The sequence below is a fragment of the Emcibacter sp. SYSU 3D8 genome (genome assembly GCF_039655875.1).
Taxonomy (GTDB): Bacteria; Pseudomonadota; Alphaproteobacteria; order SMXS01; family SMXS01; genus RI-34.
Genome location: NZ_JBBYXK010000001.1, coordinates 392266 through 409468 on the forward strand (window position 1 = coordinate 392266; position 17203 = coordinate 409468).

The window sequence follows — 17203 nt, forward strand, 5'->3', positions numbered from 1 at the left end:
CGATTTCTTGGTTCGTCTGGACGGCCGGAAGATTTCCCCCCCTATTTGTGAAGGGCGCGGCTCAGCTCTTCTTCGGTGATATCGTAATCGGCTTCCAGCGGGATTTGCAGCTTGCCATCGCGAATCTCCGGCAGCACCGTGACGATGGTCGCGCGGCGCGCCGCATCGAGGGCGGCGTCCACGGTCTTGTTGCGGCCCAGCTTGGCGAGCTGCATGCGCGTGGGGAACGTGATCTCGCGCAGCTTGGCGGCCTCGTCGGCAAGCGCCTGCGACGCACTGATCCAGACCGAGTCGATGGACTCGCCGCCGTCATGGGCATGAATGTGATCTTCGGGCACGCGCACCATGTAGAACCAGGTGTCATAGCGCCGCGGGGCACCGGTCGGCGTGACCCAGTGGGCGAACGGCACCAGCAGATCGGTCATGAACTCGATGTTCTCGGCCTCGGCAAGCTGGACCATGTTCATCTCGCCCTTATCCAGCCTCTTGCGATGCCGCTCGGCGATCTGCTCCCGGTGTGCATCGCCGACGAAGCCGCTACCGTCCTTCTCGCGCGCCAGCAGAATGCCGCATTCCTCGAACACCTCGCGGATGGCGGTGATGCGCAGCGCCACGTCGTCTGACGCGCAGGTCGCGTATTTGGCGGCGCCGACATCGGCGGCGTCGTGCTTGCCGCCCGGAAATACCAGCGCTCCGCCCATGAACTTCATGTCGCGGTGACGCTGCACCATCAGCACTTCCATCTCATCGGGACGGTCACGCAACAGCAGGACGGTGGCGGCAAACGGAATGGCTTCGGTCATCAGATTTCCTGGACTTCAAGGATGCCGGGGACGGTTTCGAGACTGTCCCGCAGCCTGGGCGATATCTTGTATCGGTCCGGCAACGTCAACTCAACCTGCCTGCTCATCTCCGGCAGCTTCAGCGTGACATGCACCAGTCCCTTGCCGCGTCCGCCCTGCTCCAGGATGTCCCTGACCACATCGAACGGCTTGTCGCTGTCGATGACGATGCGCAGCCCCATGCCGGCGGCGGCGGCAACCTCGTCGATGGTCTGGACACCGTTGGCGACCAGCTTGGGCGCATCGTTCTCCATGCGCGCCTCGACGGTAAGGACGACCGACTTGTTGACCACCAGCAATTCGCGGTGGGACAGCAATTGCTGGGAAAAGAACATCACCTCGAACGCACCGCTGGAATCGGACAATTCGACAAACGCGTAGGGCTTCCCCTTCTGCGACTTGCGTTCCTGTACGCGCGCGATCACACCCGCGAGGCGGAATCCGGTCATGCCGCGCTGCATCTGGGCAAAGGCCTCAAGCCAGGTCATGACGTTCTGCTGCTTCAGGGCGCGCTTGTAGGCATCGAGCGGATGGGCGGTCAGGAAGAAGCCGACCGCGTCGAATTCGTTGGACAGCTTTTCCATGGTGCTCCAGTCGCGCACCACAGGCAGCTTCAGCGCCACTGTCTCGCCGCCGCCCGTGCCGCCGAACAGCGCCGCCTGGTTGGACGTGCGGTCGTTCGCCGCCGCCGCCGCATGGCGCAGAATGGTCTCCGCGGCCTCGTACGATTGGGCACGGTTGGTATTGAGGGAATCGAACGCCCCTGCCCTGACCAAATTCTCCAGTTGCCGCTTGTTGACCTGCCTTGGGTCGATCCGGCGCGACAGGTCGCCCAGGTCCGCGAATGGCCCCGCCTTGTCACGCTCATCCACCACGGTATGCATGGCCTGCGCGCCCACATTCCGTATCGCTGCGAGCGCATAGCGAACGCCAAACTGCTCGCCCTCGACGGCTTCGACCTCGAACTCCACGCCCGAGCGGTTGATGTCGGGCGGCAATAGCGGAATCGACAGGCGTTCCAGTTCGCGGCGGAACATGTTCAGCTTGTCGGTGTTGCCGGCGTCCAGGGTCATGGACGCGGCCAGGAACTCGACCGGATAATTGGCCTTAAGCCACGCCGTCTGATAGGCGACCAGCGCATAGGCCGCCGCGTGGGACTTGTTGAAGCCATAGCCGGCGAACTTGTCCACCAGGTTGAAGATGAACGATGCCTGCTCGGGATCGACACCCTTTGCCGTGGCGCCCTGCACGAAGCTGGCGCGCTGGGCGTCCATCTCCTCCTGCTTCTTCTTGCCCATGGCGCGGCGCAGCAAATCGGCCTGGCCCAGGCTGTAACCGGCCAGGATCTGGGCGATCTGCATCACCTGTTCCTGGTAAATGATGACGCCGTAGGTTTCCTCCAGCACCGGCTTCAGCCAGTCGTGCATGTAGGTGGGCGTCTCCTCGCCATGCTTGCGCTTGATATAGGTGGGGATGTTGTCCATGGGACCGGGACGGTAGAGCGCCACCAGCGCGATGATGTCCTCGAAACTGTCAGGCCGCATGTTCTTGAGCACGTCGCGCATGCCCGAACTTTCAAGCTGGAAGATGCCGGCCGCATCGCCTTTCGACAGCATCCTGAAGGTCTTCTCGTCATCGAGCGGCAGCCGGGCAATGTCGATATCGATGCCGCGCCGCCGGATCAGCCGTACCGAGCGTTCGATCACGGTCAGGGTCTTCAGGCCGAGAAAGTCGAACTTCACCAGCCCCGCCGGCTCGACCCACTTCATGTTGAACTGGGTGACAGGCATGGGCGATCGCGGATCGCGGTAGAGCGGCACCAGTTCGTCGAGCGGCCGGTCGCCGATCACCACGCCGGCTGCGTGAGTCGAGGCGTTGCGGTAAAGGCCCTCGAGCTTCAGCGCGGTCTCCAGCAGGTGCGCCACGGACTCGTCGCCGTCACGCTCGGCCTGCAGCCGGGGCTCGCCCTCGATGGCCTCGGCCAGCGTCACCGGCTTGGCCGGATTGTTGGGGACCATGCGGCACAGCCGGTCGACCTGGCCGTAGGGCATCTCCAGCACGCGCCCGACATCGCGCAGCGCCGCGCGGGCCTGCAGCTTGCCGAAGGTGATGATCTGGGCAACCTGATCGAAGCCGTACTTCTCCTGCACATAGGAGATCACCTGGCCGCGCTTCTCCTGGCAGAAATCGATGTCGAAATCAGGCATCGACACGCGCTCGGGATTGAGGAAGCGCTCGAACAGCAGGCCGAAGCGCAGCGGATCCAGATCGGTGATCTGCAGCGACCAGGCCGCTACCGAACCGGCGCCCGAGCCACGGCCCGGCCCCACCGGCACATCATGCTCCTTGGCCCACTTGATGAAGTCGGACACGATCAGGAAGTAGCCGGGAAACCCCATATTGACAATGACGTCGAGCTCGAACTCGAGGCGTTCGCGATAGGGCCTGGCGACTTCGCTCTTCGCCGCCTCGTCAAGGCCGTCGCCATAGACAGCCTGTTCGAGCCGCAATTCGAGCCCTTGCCGCGCCTGTGCCCGCAATTCCTCGACCTCGTCCCCGTCACGGGAGAATTTCGGCAGGATGGGCTTGTGGGTGCTGACCATGAAGGCGCAGCGCCGGGCGATGGTCACCGTGTTGTCGATGGCCTCGGGCAGGTCGGCGAACAGCACCTTCATCTCTTCTGCCGACTTGAAATAATGCTCGGGCGTCACGCGCCGCCGGTCGGTCTGGCCCACATAGGCGCCGGTGGCGATGCACAGCAGGGCATCGTGCGCCTCGTACATTTCGCGCCTGGCGAAGAACACATCGTTGGTGGCGACCAGCGGCAGGTCGAGCTTGTAGGCGATATCGAGAAACGCGGCCTCGGTGCGCTGCTCGTCGTCCTGCATGTGGCGCTGGATCTCCACATAGGTGCGGCCCGCGAACACACCGGCGATGCGCTGCGCCAACGCTTCGGCAGCCGCAGGCTGGTTCTGCTGGACCAGGCGGCCGATGGGTCCATCCGGCCCGCCGGTCAGCAGCAGCAAGCCCTCATTCGCAGCGAGCAGGTCCTCGAGCGACACCCGTGGTTCGCTGGTGGCGTCGGTCTCCATGAACGAACGGCTGACCAGCTTGATCAGGTTGCGGTAGCCGGTTTCGCTCTGCACCAGCAACACCACCTGCGCCGGTTCGGGCGGCTGCTGGCCCAGCACCGCCTGTGCATAGGACACCCGCACGATACAGCCGATGATCGGCTGGACGCCGGCCTCGGCCATCAGCACCGACTGCTCCAGCGCGCCGAACAGATTGCCCGTGTCGGTCACCGCCATGGCCGGCATCCTGTGCGCCGCGCACAGCTTGGTAAGCGCCTTCAGATGGATCGCACCCTCGGACAGCGAATAGGACGAATGGACGCGGAGATGGATGAAATCGGCCAAGGCGCTGTCCAGAATCAGGGGTGGAGCGTTACGGGGTCACAAGGTAATGCGTCAGCCGCTTCAAGCCAAACCCTGCAAGTGGGTTGCGGCTCAGATTGTGTGGAAAGCGCAGAGCCAAACCAGAACACTTGATTTATGCAGTCTGTTGCCCTGTCATCGCTGGATTGGAGTCGACTGGAGTATGAGGTGCGTGTTCTCGTTTTGATATTGATTGCAATCGTATCTGCGTCTGCATCGGCCAAGGCGGCAGAACCGCATCGAACCGGTAGATCTCCCGCAGTTATTGTGGGTTTCGTCGTCCGCATAGACGGCACTCCAGACCTGAGCACCCTGAGAATTATCGAAAGCAGTGGCGATCCGGCCTTGGATGACAAGGCCTGGGATGAAGTCAACGGATACCGCTTCACACCTTCAACTGAAGATGGCGAGCCCGTTGAGTACGCCCACAAACTGCGGATTGTCTTCGCTGATCCGGCGCCGTCGAACGGTATGACAATGGAAACGGCCGTCATAGCCGCGCCGCCGGATAAGCTAGTTCTGACAACTGACCGTCCGTGTGCAGGTATGCCGGTATTGACCCAAGCGGGACCGCGAACACTCGGTGGCTTCACCGTTACAGGAATGCCGGAGCTGATCCGACGGGCCAAGGGCGTCCTTTTCGATGCAGGTGTCCTGGAAAGCGCGATCGAGGCTTCGTCGAATGACGACCGGCTAACAGTCGAACTTGATGCGAGCCACAAGCCTTCCAGGGTGATAGCCGCTTATCACCAGATCGAGGACAATGCCGGCTACACCGACGTCACTATCACTCCACGACTCCTGCCAATTGATATTCTGATCGAGGCAGGATGTGTCGGCGAGTTGATTGGCGTTCAACCATTGCCAGCGCCCTCCGCCTCCATTCCTCTGAATGGCTTCTGATACCTCTCGGTGGAACAATGAGAGATCAGATTTGATCGCCGTCTCGAACAGCGAACAAGGTGCAGGGGCGCGGAGTCGGAGAAAATCAGCCAGGCCAGCGCCGCCGCGCTAACCCGCCTCAATCATCCCGTTGTGCAGCAATATCCGCCGGTCCATGCGGTCGGCGAGCGCGCCGTTGTGGGTGGCGATCAGCGCGCCGACGCCGTCCTCGCGGGCCACGCGGAGCAATTCGGCGAACACCGCGTCGGCGGTCGCCTCGTCCAGGTTGCCCGTGGGCTCGTCGGCGAACAGGATTTTCGGCTTGTTGGCCAGGGCGCGGCAGATGGCGACGCGCTGCTGCTCGCCGCCGGACAATTGCGACGGATAATGCTCCAGCCGCTGGCCGAGGCCGAGCCGCGACAGCAATTCCTTGGCCCGGGCGCGGGCGGCGGATTGGGACTTGCCCGCCACCATCTGAGGCAGCGCCACGTTGTCGGCGGCGCTGAACTCGGGCAGCAGATTGTGGAACTGGTAGACGAAGCCCACGGTCTCGCGGCGGATCGCGGTGCGCTCGAAATCGGACAGTCTGGCGCAGGATTTGCCCGCCAGGATGATTTCGCCGCTGTCGGCGGCCTCCAGCAGACCGGCGATATGCAGCAGCGTCGACTTGCCCGCGCCCGACGGGCCGAGCAGGGCGATCACCTCGCCGCGGGCCACTTCGATCGTGGCGCCGCGCAGCACTTCGAGGCGTCCCTGCCCCGCGTCGAAGCCCTTGCGCAGATCGACCAGCTTCAGCGCCGTGTCACTCATAGCGCAGCGCTTCCACCGGATCGAGACTGGCCGCGCGCCAGGCCGGATACACGGTCATCAGCAGGCTGAGAATCATGGCGATGCCGGTGACAAGCCCCACTTCCAGCGGATCGACCAGCGCCGGAAGGCCGTCAATGCCATAGACCTCGGGCGGGAAAAAGGTGGTGTTGAGCAGCCGCCCCAGACCACCGAGGATCTCGTTGCGGAAATTCAGCAGCACAACGCCAAGCAGGAAGCCGATGATGGTGCCGCTCACGCCCAGCATGCCGCCGCACAGAATGAAGATCTTCATCACCGACTGGCGCGAGGCGCCGATGGTGCGCAGCACGGCAATATCCCTGCCCTTGTCCTTCACCAGCATGATCAGGCTCGACATGATGTTGAAGGCGGCCACGAGGATGATCAGCACAAGAATGACGAACATCACGTTGCGCTCGACCTTGAGCGCACTGACCAGCCCGGCGTTAAGGCTTTCCCAGCTGATCAGCCGGAAGCCCTCGCCCGCCGCATCCTGAATCAGCGGCATGGCCTGATTGATCTTGCGCGGATCGTTCAGCACCACCTCGATCTCGCTGGCCTGGTCCTTCTGGCGGAAATAGGTCTGCGCGTCCTCGAACGGCATGAAGATGTAGGTGCTGTCGAACAGCACGTTGCCGACGCTGAAGACGGCCACGATGGTATAATCGCGCATGCGCGGCGCCGATCCGAACGGCGTGGCCGTGGTCTGCGGCGAGACCAGCGTGATCACGTCGCCGGGCCGCACGCCCAGCGTATCCGCCAGCCGCGTGCCGAGCACGATGGAATCGCCGGGCGTGAAATCCGCCAGGCTTCCGGCGATGACCTTGGTGCGGCCCTTGGCGTCGGCCTTGGCGATGTCGTGCCGGGCGATGTCCTGGGGCCGGATGCCATGCACCATGACGCCCGCCGACTGGCGCGGCCCCACCGCCATGGCCTGGCCCTCGACGATGGGCCGTGCTTCCCTGACGCCCTCGACCTTGCGCAGCCGCTCGACCAGCGGCTCGTAATCGCGCATGGGTTCGGTGAACGCCGTCTGTACCAGCACATGGCCGCGCAGGCCCAGAAGCTGGTTGATCAGCGTGTTCTGGAAACCGTTCATCACCGACATGACGATGATCAGCGTGGCGACGCCGAGCACGATGCCGACCACCGAGAGCACAGCCGTCAGCGAGATGAAACCGTCCTTGCGCCGGGCACGCAAATAGCGCGCGGCCATCATCCATTCAAAGGCGGCGATCATCAGGCTTTCGCGGACAGGCGGTCGAGGGCAGCCTCGGGAGTGATCTCCAGGGTCTCGCCTGTCGCCCGGTTCTTGAACTCGACCACACCCGCTTTCACGCCGCGCGGGCCGATCACCACCTGCCACGGCACGCCGATCAGATCGGCATCGGCGAATTTTACGCCCGGGCGCTCGTCGCGGTCGTCGTAAAGCGTGTCAATTCCGGCGTTCTGGAGCCTCTCGTAGAGGCCGTCCGCCGCCGCGGTGCAGTCGGCATCGCCGTGACGCAGGTTGATCAGCACAACCTTGTAGGGCGCCACGCTTTCCGGCCAGACAATGCCCTTCTCGTCGTGGCTTGCCTCGATGATCGCACCGACGAGGCGCGAGACGCCGACGCCGTAGGAGCCCATTTCGACAGCGACGCTCTCGCCGGTCGATGACGTCACGCTCGCGCCCATGGGCTCGGAATATTTGGTGCCGAAATAGAAGATGTGCCCCACTTCGATACCCTTGCGCTGGCGCAGCCGGTCGGCCGGAATCGGACATGCCGCAGCGTCATGCTTTTCGTCGGCGGCGGCATAGAGGCCTTCCATCCGGGCGACCATGTCCAGGTCCGCGTTCAGCATCTGCCCGACCGTGTAGTCCTCGAACGCCGCGTCGAAATAGACGTCGCTCTCGCCCGTGTCCGCCAGGATATGGAACTCGTGGCTCATGTTGCCACCAATGGCGCCCGGATCGGCATGAACCGGCACGGCCCGCAGGCCCATGCGCGCGAAGGTGCGAAGATAGGCGACGAACATGGTCAGGTACGACCGGCGCGCGCCCTCCTTGTCCAGGTCGAACGAATAGGCGTCCTTCATCAGGAACTCGCGGCCGCGCATCACGCCGAAGCGCGGGCGGATCTCGTCCCGGAACTTCCACTGGATATGATAGAGGTTCTTCGGCAGATCCCGGTACGACCGGACCGAGCTGGCGAAGATGTCCGTGATCAGTTCCTCATTGGTCGGTCCATAGAGCAGCTCGCGCTCGCCACGGTCGACGATCCGCAGCATTTCCTTGCCGTAATCGTCATAGCGGCCGCTCTTGCGCCACAGCTCGGCCGACTGGATGGTCGGCATCAGCATTTCCTGGGCGCCTGCCCGGTCCTGCTCCTCGCGCACGATCTGCTCGATGTTGCGCAGCACGCGCAATCCCAGCGGCAGCCAGGAATAGATGCCCGCCGCTGACTGGCGGACCATGCCGGCGCGCAGCATCAGGCGATGCGAGGCGATCTGCGCCTCGGTGGGAGTTTCCTTCATGGTCGGCAGGAATAGGGCGGAACGGCGCATGATGGACTGACTTGCTCCCGGCTGGCGCCGCGATCTGCGGTGATCGCGGCTTTCTTGCGGCGGACTTTAGGGCTGGTGATGGCCTAAAGCAATTGGCGGTGGGGCGACGGCGCGCACAAGTCCGCGTTGTGGTGTTTTTGCAACACGGCCTGGAAAAGTTACCTGCAACCCCGTGGAAACCGCCAACGGCCGATGACATGCCCAGTGGAATCACCTACATTTCCATCAACAACGAAGCGCAGCAGAAATCAAACAATAGCCGCGCAAGGCAAACAGGCACCGAGCAACTGCGGAGTGGTCCAAGTTTGGGGAGTTAAAGTTCCTTGGGAGGGGACTTAACTAACATAGAACGGCGAAATAGCCGACTACTAAGAATTATCGACGATCTCGAGAAGCAAGGCTCCAACGAGCCTTGCTTTTTTCTTGTGCGTTACGCAGCCAAGCGGCGCGGTCAATCCGGGCGATTGAAATCCGGCCGCAGCGTGATCAGCCCGGAACCCTGCAGCCAGTAGTAGCCGCCCCACAGGACAGCCGCGATCACGCTCGCGGCCAGCACCTTGCGCCACATATAGGGTCTGATGGGCGCGCTATCGGCATGTCCCGCCTCGCTTTCGGTGCCCTCGTCGGCATGGGTCTTCACGCCTATGGGCAGCATGGTGAAGAACACCACCCACCACATCACGACATAGACGACGATGCCGCTGACAAGTCCCATCGGCGGGCCCCGCTCAGATTTGCTCGATTTCGACCAGCGTGCCGCAGAAATCCTTGGGCGACAGGAACAGCACCGGCTTGCCGTGGGCGCCGATGCGCGGCTCGCCATCACCCAGGATGGTGGCGCCCTCGCCCTTCAGCTTGTCGCGGGCCGACAGGATATCCTCGACCTCGTAGCACACGTGGTGGATGCCGCCGGACTTGTTCTTTTCGAGGAACTTGGCGATGGGCGACTTGTCGCCCAGCGGATGCAGCAGCTCGATCTTGGTGTTCGGCAGTTCGACGAAGACGGTGGTCACGCCGTGCTCGGGCATGTCCACGGCGTCGGTAACCTTGGCGCCGAGCGTGTCACGGTAGACTGCGGACGCGGCGGCCAGATCCGGGACGGCGATGGCAACATGGTTGAGACGACCGATCATGACGTGCTCCTCGTGAATTCGGATGGGTTCTGTTTAGGGACTTAGGATTGTGACGGCAATCGCAGAATCTGCACATCGGTGACCGGCTTCTTGTCGGTCATCTGGCGGACGACCCGCCGGGCGGCGATCCGGACGGCTTCGCGCAGGGTTTCATCGTCGCGGCGCTGACCGCGCGGCATGCCCTTCACCGTCGCCTCGATTGCATCGGCGATGTCTTCCGCGAGATCGCCCGGATCCGGCACGCCGAACAGGGTCACGCCTGGATCCGTCAGCAGCCGGCCCTCGTCGTCGGCGGCAATGCTGATGACAAGATGGCCATTGTGGAGGCTGCGGCGACGCTCGACGATGGACGTGCTGTCCTCGGCGACGAGCTGATTGCCATCAAGCACGAGCCGTCCCGCCTTTACCCGGTCGACGATCTCGGCGGTGCCAGGCGCCAGCCGTATCACGGTGCCATTCGCCGGCACGACGCAGCGCGGCACCTGCAACTCGTGGGCCAGGTCGGCGTGCTCGAACAGATGACGCGCCTCACCGTGAACGGGCACGGCGATCTCGGGCCGGATCCACTGATACATGCGCGACAGCTCCTCGCGGCCCGGATGGCCGGAGACATGCACGAACTCATCCTTCTCGGTGATGATCCTGACGCCTCGCTTGGCCAGTGAATTGTAAAGCCCGCTGAGCGCCAGCTCATTGCCGGGAATGATCTTGGAGGAGAAGATCACGGTGTCGCCATCCGCCAGATTCACGTGGGGATGGTCGCCCGACGCGATGCGCATCATGGCGCCGCGCGGCTCGCCCTGGCTGCCGGTGCAGATATAAAGCACCTTGTCGCGGGGCAGGAAGCCGGCGTCCGCCTCGTCGATGAAGGGCGGCAGATGCGTCAGATAGCCGGTCGCCTGGGCGACCTGGACATTTCGCCGCAGCGACCGGCCGACCAATACGGCATGGCGGTCATGGGCTTTCGCCACCTCGGCCAGCGTCTCCAGCCGGGCAATGTTCGAGGCGAAGGAGGTGATCGCCACCCTGCCTGTCTCCTTGCCCACCAGTTCCAGCAAATTCCGGCGCACATCGGCCTCGGAGCCGCTGGCGCTGGGATTGAAGACATTGGTGCTGTCGCAGATCATGGCGAGAACGCCCTCCTCGCCCAGCCGGGCCAGCGCGTCTTCGTCGAACGGTTCCCCGATCAGCGGGTCCGGGTCGATCTTCCAGTCACCGGTATGGAAGACGGTGCCCACAGGCGTGCGAATGACGAGCGCACTGGGCTCGGCGATGGAATGGGTAAGCGTCAGGAAATCGATTTCGAACGGCCCGAGCGAGACGCGGCCGCCGAGCGGGGTCTCGATGAGCGGCACCTCCTTGAGCAGGCCCACCTCGGACAGCTTGCTGCGCAGGATGCCGGCGGTGAAGGGCGTGGCGTAGACCGGACACCGCAACCGGGTCCAGAGATGCGGTACGGCGCCCAGGTGATCCTCGTGAGCGTGGGTCAGCACGATCCCGAGCAGCTTGTCACGGCGTGCCTCAATGAAGGACGGGTCCGGCATGACCAGATCGATGCCCGGAAGCGTCGGGGTGCCGAAGCTGACGCCCAGATCAACAATGATCCACTGGTCGTCATACCCGAACACGTTCAGGTTCATTCCAATCTCGCCCGCGCCGCCGAGCGGCACGAACAGCAGTTCCTTGGTCATAGTTTCCTCAAGCGGCGCCGGGGAAATAAACATCTCCGGCCGTGATGTGGCGCGCTCCGGCAGGCGTTTCGACCACCAGTGCGCCGGACTCGTCCAACTCGGCGAAGCGTCCAGTGACGGTTTCGCCGTCAAGTTGGACCTGGATATCCTGCCCTAACCGCCAGGCGCGGATCAGCCAGTCAGCGCGGACCGCCGGAAACCCCTGGTCGCGCCATGCTGCGTAACGTAGCTCGAAAGCATCCAGCAACCATGTCAGCGCCAGGTCGGCGTTGAGATTTTCCAGCCCGGCGTGATGAAAATCGGTCGCCGGATAGGGCGTGCCGTCGGGATGGCTGACCAGATTCAGGCCGATGCCGACAATGACGGCCTCGACCTGGGCGCCCGTCGATGTGGCTTCCAGCAGGATGCCGCAAATCTTGGCGCCGTCGACCAGCACATCGTTAGGCCATTTGAGCGCCGCCCGGTCACCTGCGCCGGCCTTCATCAGCACATCGCTGATCGCCAGCGCGGAAACGAACGAGAGCTGGGCAGCCTGCACCAGCGGGCAATCGGGTTTCAGCAGCAGCGATACGAAGAGATTGCCCGGCTCGGACATCCAGGAACGGCCGCGGCGTCCCCTGCCCGCCGTCTGGCGCTTGGCCCAGTAGACCGTGCGGTCACGGGCCGTGGCGGCGTGCCGCCGGGCCTCCTCGTTGGTGCTGTCGATACTGTCGAAGATCGCGATGCTGTAGCCATCGGGAAGATGGACCACCTCGCCCGCCCTACCGGAACAGCGATTGCGCGGCCAACATGGCGGCGGTGTCGAGGCTGCCGGCAATCAACGGTACGGCGAAGATTACGGTGATCACCGCAGAGACACTGGCAACGACCGCGATACCCCGACCGGTGTACACGTCGAACGCTTCCGCCGGCTCGTCGAAATACATCACCTTGACGATGCGCAGGTAATAGAACGCGCTCACCGCGCTGGCCAGCGCGCCGATCACGGCCAGGAAAGTCAGGTTGGCGTCGATGGCGGCGATGAAGACGTAGAACTTGCCGAAGAATCCGGCGAGCGGCGGGATACCGGCGAGCGAGAACATGAAGATGGCGATGGCCAGCGCCATGGCCGGACGGGTCCGCGACAGGCCCGCCAGGTCGGCGATGGACTCGGTCGCGCCTTCCTTGCGCCGCATGGCGATGATGAGCGCGAACGCCCCCACATTCATCGCCAGATAGATCGCCAGATAGATCAGCACCGCCTTGACGCCATCCGGCGACGCCGCCGCCAGCCCCATCAGCGCGTAGCCGACATGGCCGATCGAGCTGTAGGCCATCAGCCGCTTGATGTTGGTCTGAACGATCGCGAAGACCGCGCCGACCACCATGGAGGCGATCGACAGGAAGACCAGGATCTGCTGCCACTGGTCGGCGATTTCCGGAAACGCGCCGTACAAGGTGCGCACCAGCAGCGCCATGGCGGCGATCTTGGGCGCGACGGCGAAGAACGCGGTCACCGGCGTAGGTGCGCCTTCATAGACATCCGGCGTCCACATGTGGAAGGGCACTGCCGAGACCTTGAAGGCAAGGCCCGCCAGCACGAATACCAGGCCGAACAGCAGGCCGATCGACACCGGACCGCTGCCGGTCACGGCAGCGGCGATCTCGTTGAAATTGGTGCTGCCGGTGTAGCCATAGACCAGCGAACTGCCATAGAGCAGCATGCCGGACGACAGCGCGCCGAGGACGAAGTATTTCAGTCCCGCCTCGGTCGAGCGCACCGAATCCCGGCTGAACGCGGCCAGGACGTAAAGCGCCAGGCTCTGCGTCTCGAGGCCGATATAGAGCGCGATCAGATCGTTGCTCGAGACCATCATGAGCATGCCGAGCGTGGCGAGCACGATCAGCACCGGATATTCGAACCGCTTCAGGTTCTCGCGCTCGAGATAGTCCACCGAGATGATGATGGAAACCGCCGAGCCGATCAGGATCAGTATCTTGCAGAAGCCGCCGAATGAATCCGACACGAACATGCCGCCGAAGGTGACGACGTTGTCGTAGTAGCCGGGCAGCACCGCGATGGCGGCGCCGAGCAGCAGGCAAACCGCCAGCAGGGATACAGTCCGCAGCGACTTCTCGCCCGAAAACGCGCCCAGCATCAGCAGGAACAGGGCGCCGATGGCGAGAATGATCTCCGGAAGCGCCGGAAGCAGGGCCGGTACTTCGATCATCGATGCGCTCCCTCGGCAACCGCGGACGCACCCGTCTCATGGGCGGCGATCGCCGTATCGTAATTGTGCAGCAGGTTATCGACCGAGACGTGCATGACGCCGAGGAACGACCCCGGGAATATGCCCATCCAGAACACCACGGCGACCAGCGGCGCAAAGATCAGCTTCTCGCGAGGCGACAGGTCGATCATGTGTTTCAGGTCATCCTTGGTCAGATCGCCGAAGATCACCTTGCGGTAGAGCCACAGCATGTAGGACGCGCCGAGGACCAGGCCGGTGGCGGCGAGCGCACAGACGACCGTGTCGACCTTGAACACGCCAGCCAGCACCAGGAACTCGCCGACGAAGCCGCTCGTCCCCGGCAGTCCGACCGACGCCATGGTGAACACCATGAACACCAGCGCATAGCGCGGCATGTTGTTCACCAGGCCGCCATAGCGGTCGATTTCGCGGGTATGCAGCCGGTCGTAGACAACACCGACGCACAGGAACAGCGCGCCCGACACAATGCCGTGGCTGAGCATCTGGAAGATGCCGCCCTCGACGCCCTGCGTGTTCATGACGAACAGGCCAAGGGTGACGAAGCCCATATGGGCAACCGACGAGTAGGCAATCAGCTTCTTCATGTCCTGCTGCATCAGGGCGACCAGCGAGGTGTAGATCACCGCGATCACCGACAGCGCGAACACCAGCGGCGCGAAATAGTCGCTCGCGACCGGGAACATGGGCAGCGAGAATCGCAGGAAGCCATAGCCGCCCATCTTCAGCAGCACACCCGCCAGGATTACCGAGCCGGCTGTCGGCGCCTCGACATGGGCGTCGGGCAACCAGGTGTGCACCGGCCACATGGGCATCTTCACCGCGAAGGACGCGAAGAACGCCAGCCACAGCCACTTCTGCACGCCGGCGTCGAAATGGTCGCCGGTCAGCAGCTCGGGAATGCTGGTGGTACCCGCATAGATGTAGATGGCGATCATCGCCAGCAGCATCAGCAGCGAGCCGACAAGGGTGTAGAGGAAGAACTTGAACGACGCGTAGATCTTCCGCGCGCCGCCCCAGACGCCGATGATCAGGAACATCGGGATCAGGCCGCCCTCGAAGAACAGGTAGAACAGCACCAGGTCGAGCGAGCAGAACACGCCGATCATCAGCGTCTCGAGCAGCAGGAACGCGATCATGTATTCGCGCACGCGAGTCTGGATCGATTCCCAGCTGGCCAGGATGCAGAACGGCATGAGGAACGTGGTCAGGATCACGAACAGCATGGAGATGCCGTCGACGCCCATGCGGTAGCGGATCGCACCGCCCAGCCAGGCGTGGTCTTCGACGAACTGGAAATCCGCCGTGCCGCTGTCGAAGTTGATCCAGATCAGCAGCGATACGACGAAGGTCGCGGCGGTCGTCAGCAGGGCGACCGCGCGGACATTGCGCGCCACCACGGCATCGTCGCCGCGCGGCAACAGCGCGAACACCGCGCCAAGCAGCGGCAGAAAGGTGATCAGCGAGAGAATTGGCCAGCCGGTCATCAGTGTCCCCCGCCCGAGTGCAGCATGAACCAGGTGACGAAGGCGGCGACGCCGATCAGCATGGCGAAAGCATAATGGTAGACATATCCGGTCTGCAGCACCCGTGCCCGCCGGGCGACATAGCCGATCGCGGCAGTGACGCCATCCGGGCCATAGCCATCGATGATCTTGCCATCACCCTTCTTCCAGAACTGGACTCCCAGCCATTTTGCGGGACGCACGAACAGGAAGTCGTAGAGTTCGTCGAAGTACCACTTGTTGAGCAGGAACTGGTAGAGCGCCTGGTTGGTCTCGACCAGCGCGCCGGGCGCGGTGGTGCGGCCAAAGTAGAACACCAGCGACAGGACCAGCGCGGCGATGCCGGTCAAAATCATGCCGCCCTGATGCTCGACCACGCCCGGCACGACACCCGCGACGATGATGCCGATACTGGCGAGCAGCGACACGGCCCGAGCCCATTTCGGCACGTTGTCGATATAGAACGACCACGAGATGGCCAGGCCGCCGACGGCCATGACCAGCGGCAGGAGCTTGACCCAGAACGGCACATGGTGCGCGTGTTCAAGCACGTTCTCGCCGACCACGGTCAGCGCTCCGTTCCAGAACTCGGCATAATGGTGGCCGACGAAGAACTCGTAGAACACGAAGCCCGCCAGCACCGCGCCCGCCGCCAGGATGTACAGCGGAACCAGCATCACCTGCGGGGATTCGTGGGCGTGGTGCAGCACGTCATGATCGGCGCGGCTGCGGCCATGGAAGGTCATGAACAGCAGGCGGCCCGAATAGAACGCGGTCATGAACGCCGCTGCGATGCCCAGCCAGAACGCGTACAGGCCGACGCCGGAATGCGCCGCGAAGGCGGATTCGAGAATGATGTCCTTCGAATAGAAGCCGGCAAAGCCGAACACACCGGGAATGCCGATGCCCGCCAGCGCCAGCGAACCGATCCACATCAGGATGGCCGTCACCTTCATGTACGGGAACAGGCCGCCCATCTTGCGGATGTCCTGTTCGTCCGACATGCCGTGGATCACCGAGCCGGCGCCCAGGAACAGCAACGCCTTGAAGAAGGCGTGGGTGAACAGGTGGAAGATGCCCGCGCCATAGGCGCCCACGCCAAGCGCGAAGAACATGTAGCCGAGCTGCGAACAGGTCGAATAGGCAATGATGCGCTTGATGTCGTTCTGCACCAGGCCAATGGTGGCGGCGAAGAACGCCGTCGAGGCGCCGATGATTGTCACGAACTGCATGGTCTCTGGCGCCTGCTCGAACATGGGCGAGCAGCGGGCGACCATGAACACGCCGGCGGTCACCATGGTGGCGGCGTGGATCAGCGCGGAAACCGGCGTCGGGCCTTCCATGGCATCCGGCAGCCAGGTGTGCAGACCGAGCTGGGCCGATTTGCCCATGGCGCCGATGAACAGCAGGAAGGTCAGCGTGTTCATCACGTCGACCTGATAATTCAGGAAGGTGAAGCTCTTGCCGGCCATCGACGGCGCGGCAGCGAACACGGTCTGGAAATCCAGGGCGCCGAATACCAGGAAGATGCCGAAAATGCCGAGCGCGAAGCCGAAATCGCCGACCCGGTTGACCAGGAACGCCTTGATGGCGGCGGCATTGGCCGAGGGGCGCTTGTACCAGAAGCCGATCAGCAGGTAGGACGCGACGCCCACGCCTTCCCAGCCAAAGAACATCTGCACGAAGTTGTCCGCGGTCACCAGCATCAGCATGGCGAAGGTGAACAGCGACAGATAGGCCATGAAGCGCGGCTTGTGCGGATCGTGGCTCATGTAGCCGACCGAGTACACATGCACCAGCGACGACACCCCGTTGACCACCACCAGCATCACCGCGGTGAGCGTGTCGACCTTGATCGCCCAGTCGACCGTGAAGTCACCCGACAGCATCCAGTTGGCGAGCACAACGTGTTCGGTCTGGTGCCCCAGCGCCACGGTGAAGAAGGCGATGATCGACAGGATGGCCGAGGTGATTACCGCGCCGCAGGTAACGATCTGCGCGCCGCGGTCGCCGATAACACGTCCGCCGAAGCCGGCGATGATCGCCGCGGCAAGGGGAAGGAAGACGATAAACGCAAACGGAAACATTCCCC

13 protein-coding genes are annotated in these 17203 nt (G+C 63.4%); 1 reads left to right on the forward strand and 12 read right to left on the reverse strand.

The window, feature by feature from the left end; genetic code table 11:
• Positions 1–41: 41 nt before the first annotated feature.
• Positions 42–803 (reverse strand): NUDIX domain-containing protein, encoded by a 762-nt coding sequence (locus tag WJU21_RS01990; RefSeq protein WP_346321702.1) that lies wholly within the window; start codon positions 801–803, stop codon positions 42–44.
• On the reverse strand, positions 803–4258 hold the full coding sequence (gene dnaE / locus WJU21_RS01995) for a DNA polymerase III subunit alpha (RefSeq protein ID WP_346321703.1): 3456 nt from the start codon (positions 4256–4258) through the stop codon (positions 803–805). The genes WJU21_RS01990 and dnaE overlap by 1 nt, the downstream gene beginning before the upstream one ends.
• Before the next feature lie 186 nt (positions 4259–4444).
• Here dnaE and WJU21_RS02000 point away from each other — a divergent pair, with 186 nt between their 5' ends.
• Positions 4445–5179 carry an energy transducer TonB gene (locus WJU21_RS02000; RefSeq protein ID WP_346321704.1) on the forward strand — a complete coding sequence of 245 codons (735 nt, stop codon included), beginning with the start codon at positions 4445–4447 and terminating at the stop codon, positions 5177–5179.
• A 108-nt stretch (positions 5180–5287) separates the two neighbouring features.
• Here the strand turns inward: WJU21_RS02000 and WJU21_RS02005 are convergent, their stop codons facing one another.
• The 10 genes from WJU21_RS02005 to nuoL all read right to left on the reverse strand — a co-directional run bounded on the left by WJU21_RS02005 (position 5288) and on the right by nuoL (position 17198).
• Entirely contained in the window at positions 5288–5968 is a 681-nt protein-coding gene (locus WJU21_RS02005; RefSeq protein WP_346321705.1) for an ABC transporter ATP-binding protein, read from the reverse strand.
• The gene (locus tag WJU21_RS02010) at positions 5961–7226 is read right to left on the reverse strand and encodes a lipoprotein-releasing ABC transporter permease subunit (protein ID WP_346321706.1); all 1266 of its coding nucleotides are present in this window, start codon (positions 7224–7226) and stop codon (positions 5961–5963) included. The genes WJU21_RS02005 and WJU21_RS02010 overlap by 8 nt, the downstream gene beginning before the upstream one ends.
• Positions 7226–8533 carry a proline--tRNA ligase gene (proS, locus tag WJU21_RS02015; protein WP_346321707.1) on the reverse strand — a complete coding sequence of 436 codons (1308 nt, stop codon included), beginning with the start codon at positions 8531–8533 and terminating at the stop codon, positions 7226–7228. The genes WJU21_RS02010 and proS overlap by 1 nt, the downstream gene beginning before the upstream one ends.
• A gap of 451 nt (positions 8534–8984) precedes the next feature.
• Positions 8985–9248, reverse strand: a complete 264-nt coding sequence (locus WJU21_RS02020; protein WP_346321708.1) for a DUF1467 family protein — start codon at positions 9246–9248, stop codon at positions 8985–8987.
• A 13-nt stretch (positions 9249–9261) separates the two neighbouring features.
• Positions 9262–9666, reverse strand: a complete 405-nt coding sequence (gene mce, locus WJU21_RS02025) for a methylmalonyl-CoA epimerase (protein ID WP_346321709.1) — start codon at positions 9664–9666, stop codon at positions 9262–9264.
• A 41-nt stretch (positions 9667–9707) separates the two neighbouring features.
• Positions 9708–11357, reverse strand: a complete 1650-nt coding sequence (locus WJU21_RS02030) for a ribonuclease J (RefSeq protein ID WP_346321710.1) — start codon at positions 11355–11357, stop codon at positions 9708–9710.
• 7 nt (positions 11358–11364) lie between these two features.
• Complete coding sequence (locus WJU21_RS02035; protein WP_346321711.1) at positions 11365–12108, reverse strand: biotin--[acetyl-CoA-carboxylase] ligase; 744 nt, start codon at positions 12106–12108, stop codon at positions 11365–11367.
• Positions 12109–12118: 10 nt separating this feature from the next.
• Positions 12119–13567 (reverse strand): NADH-quinone oxidoreductase subunit NuoN, encoded by a 1449-nt coding sequence (nuoN, locus tag WJU21_RS02040; protein ID WP_346321712.1) that lies wholly within the window; start codon positions 13565–13567, stop codon positions 12119–12121.
• Positions 13564–15093 carry an NADH-quinone oxidoreductase subunit M gene (locus WJU21_RS02045; RefSeq protein WP_346321713.1) on the reverse strand — a complete coding sequence of 510 codons (1530 nt, stop codon included), beginning with the start codon at positions 15091–15093 and terminating at the stop codon, positions 13564–13566. The genes nuoN and WJU21_RS02045 overlap by 4 nt, the downstream gene beginning before the upstream one ends.
• Positions 15093–17198 (reverse strand): NADH-quinone oxidoreductase subunit L, encoded by a 2106-nt coding sequence (nuoL, locus tag WJU21_RS02050; protein ID WP_346321714.1) that lies wholly within the window; start codon positions 17196–17198, stop codon positions 15093–15095. Before nuoL ends, WJU21_RS02045 begins: the two co-directional genes overlap by 1 nt.
• Positions 17199–17203: the final 5 nt, after the last annotated feature.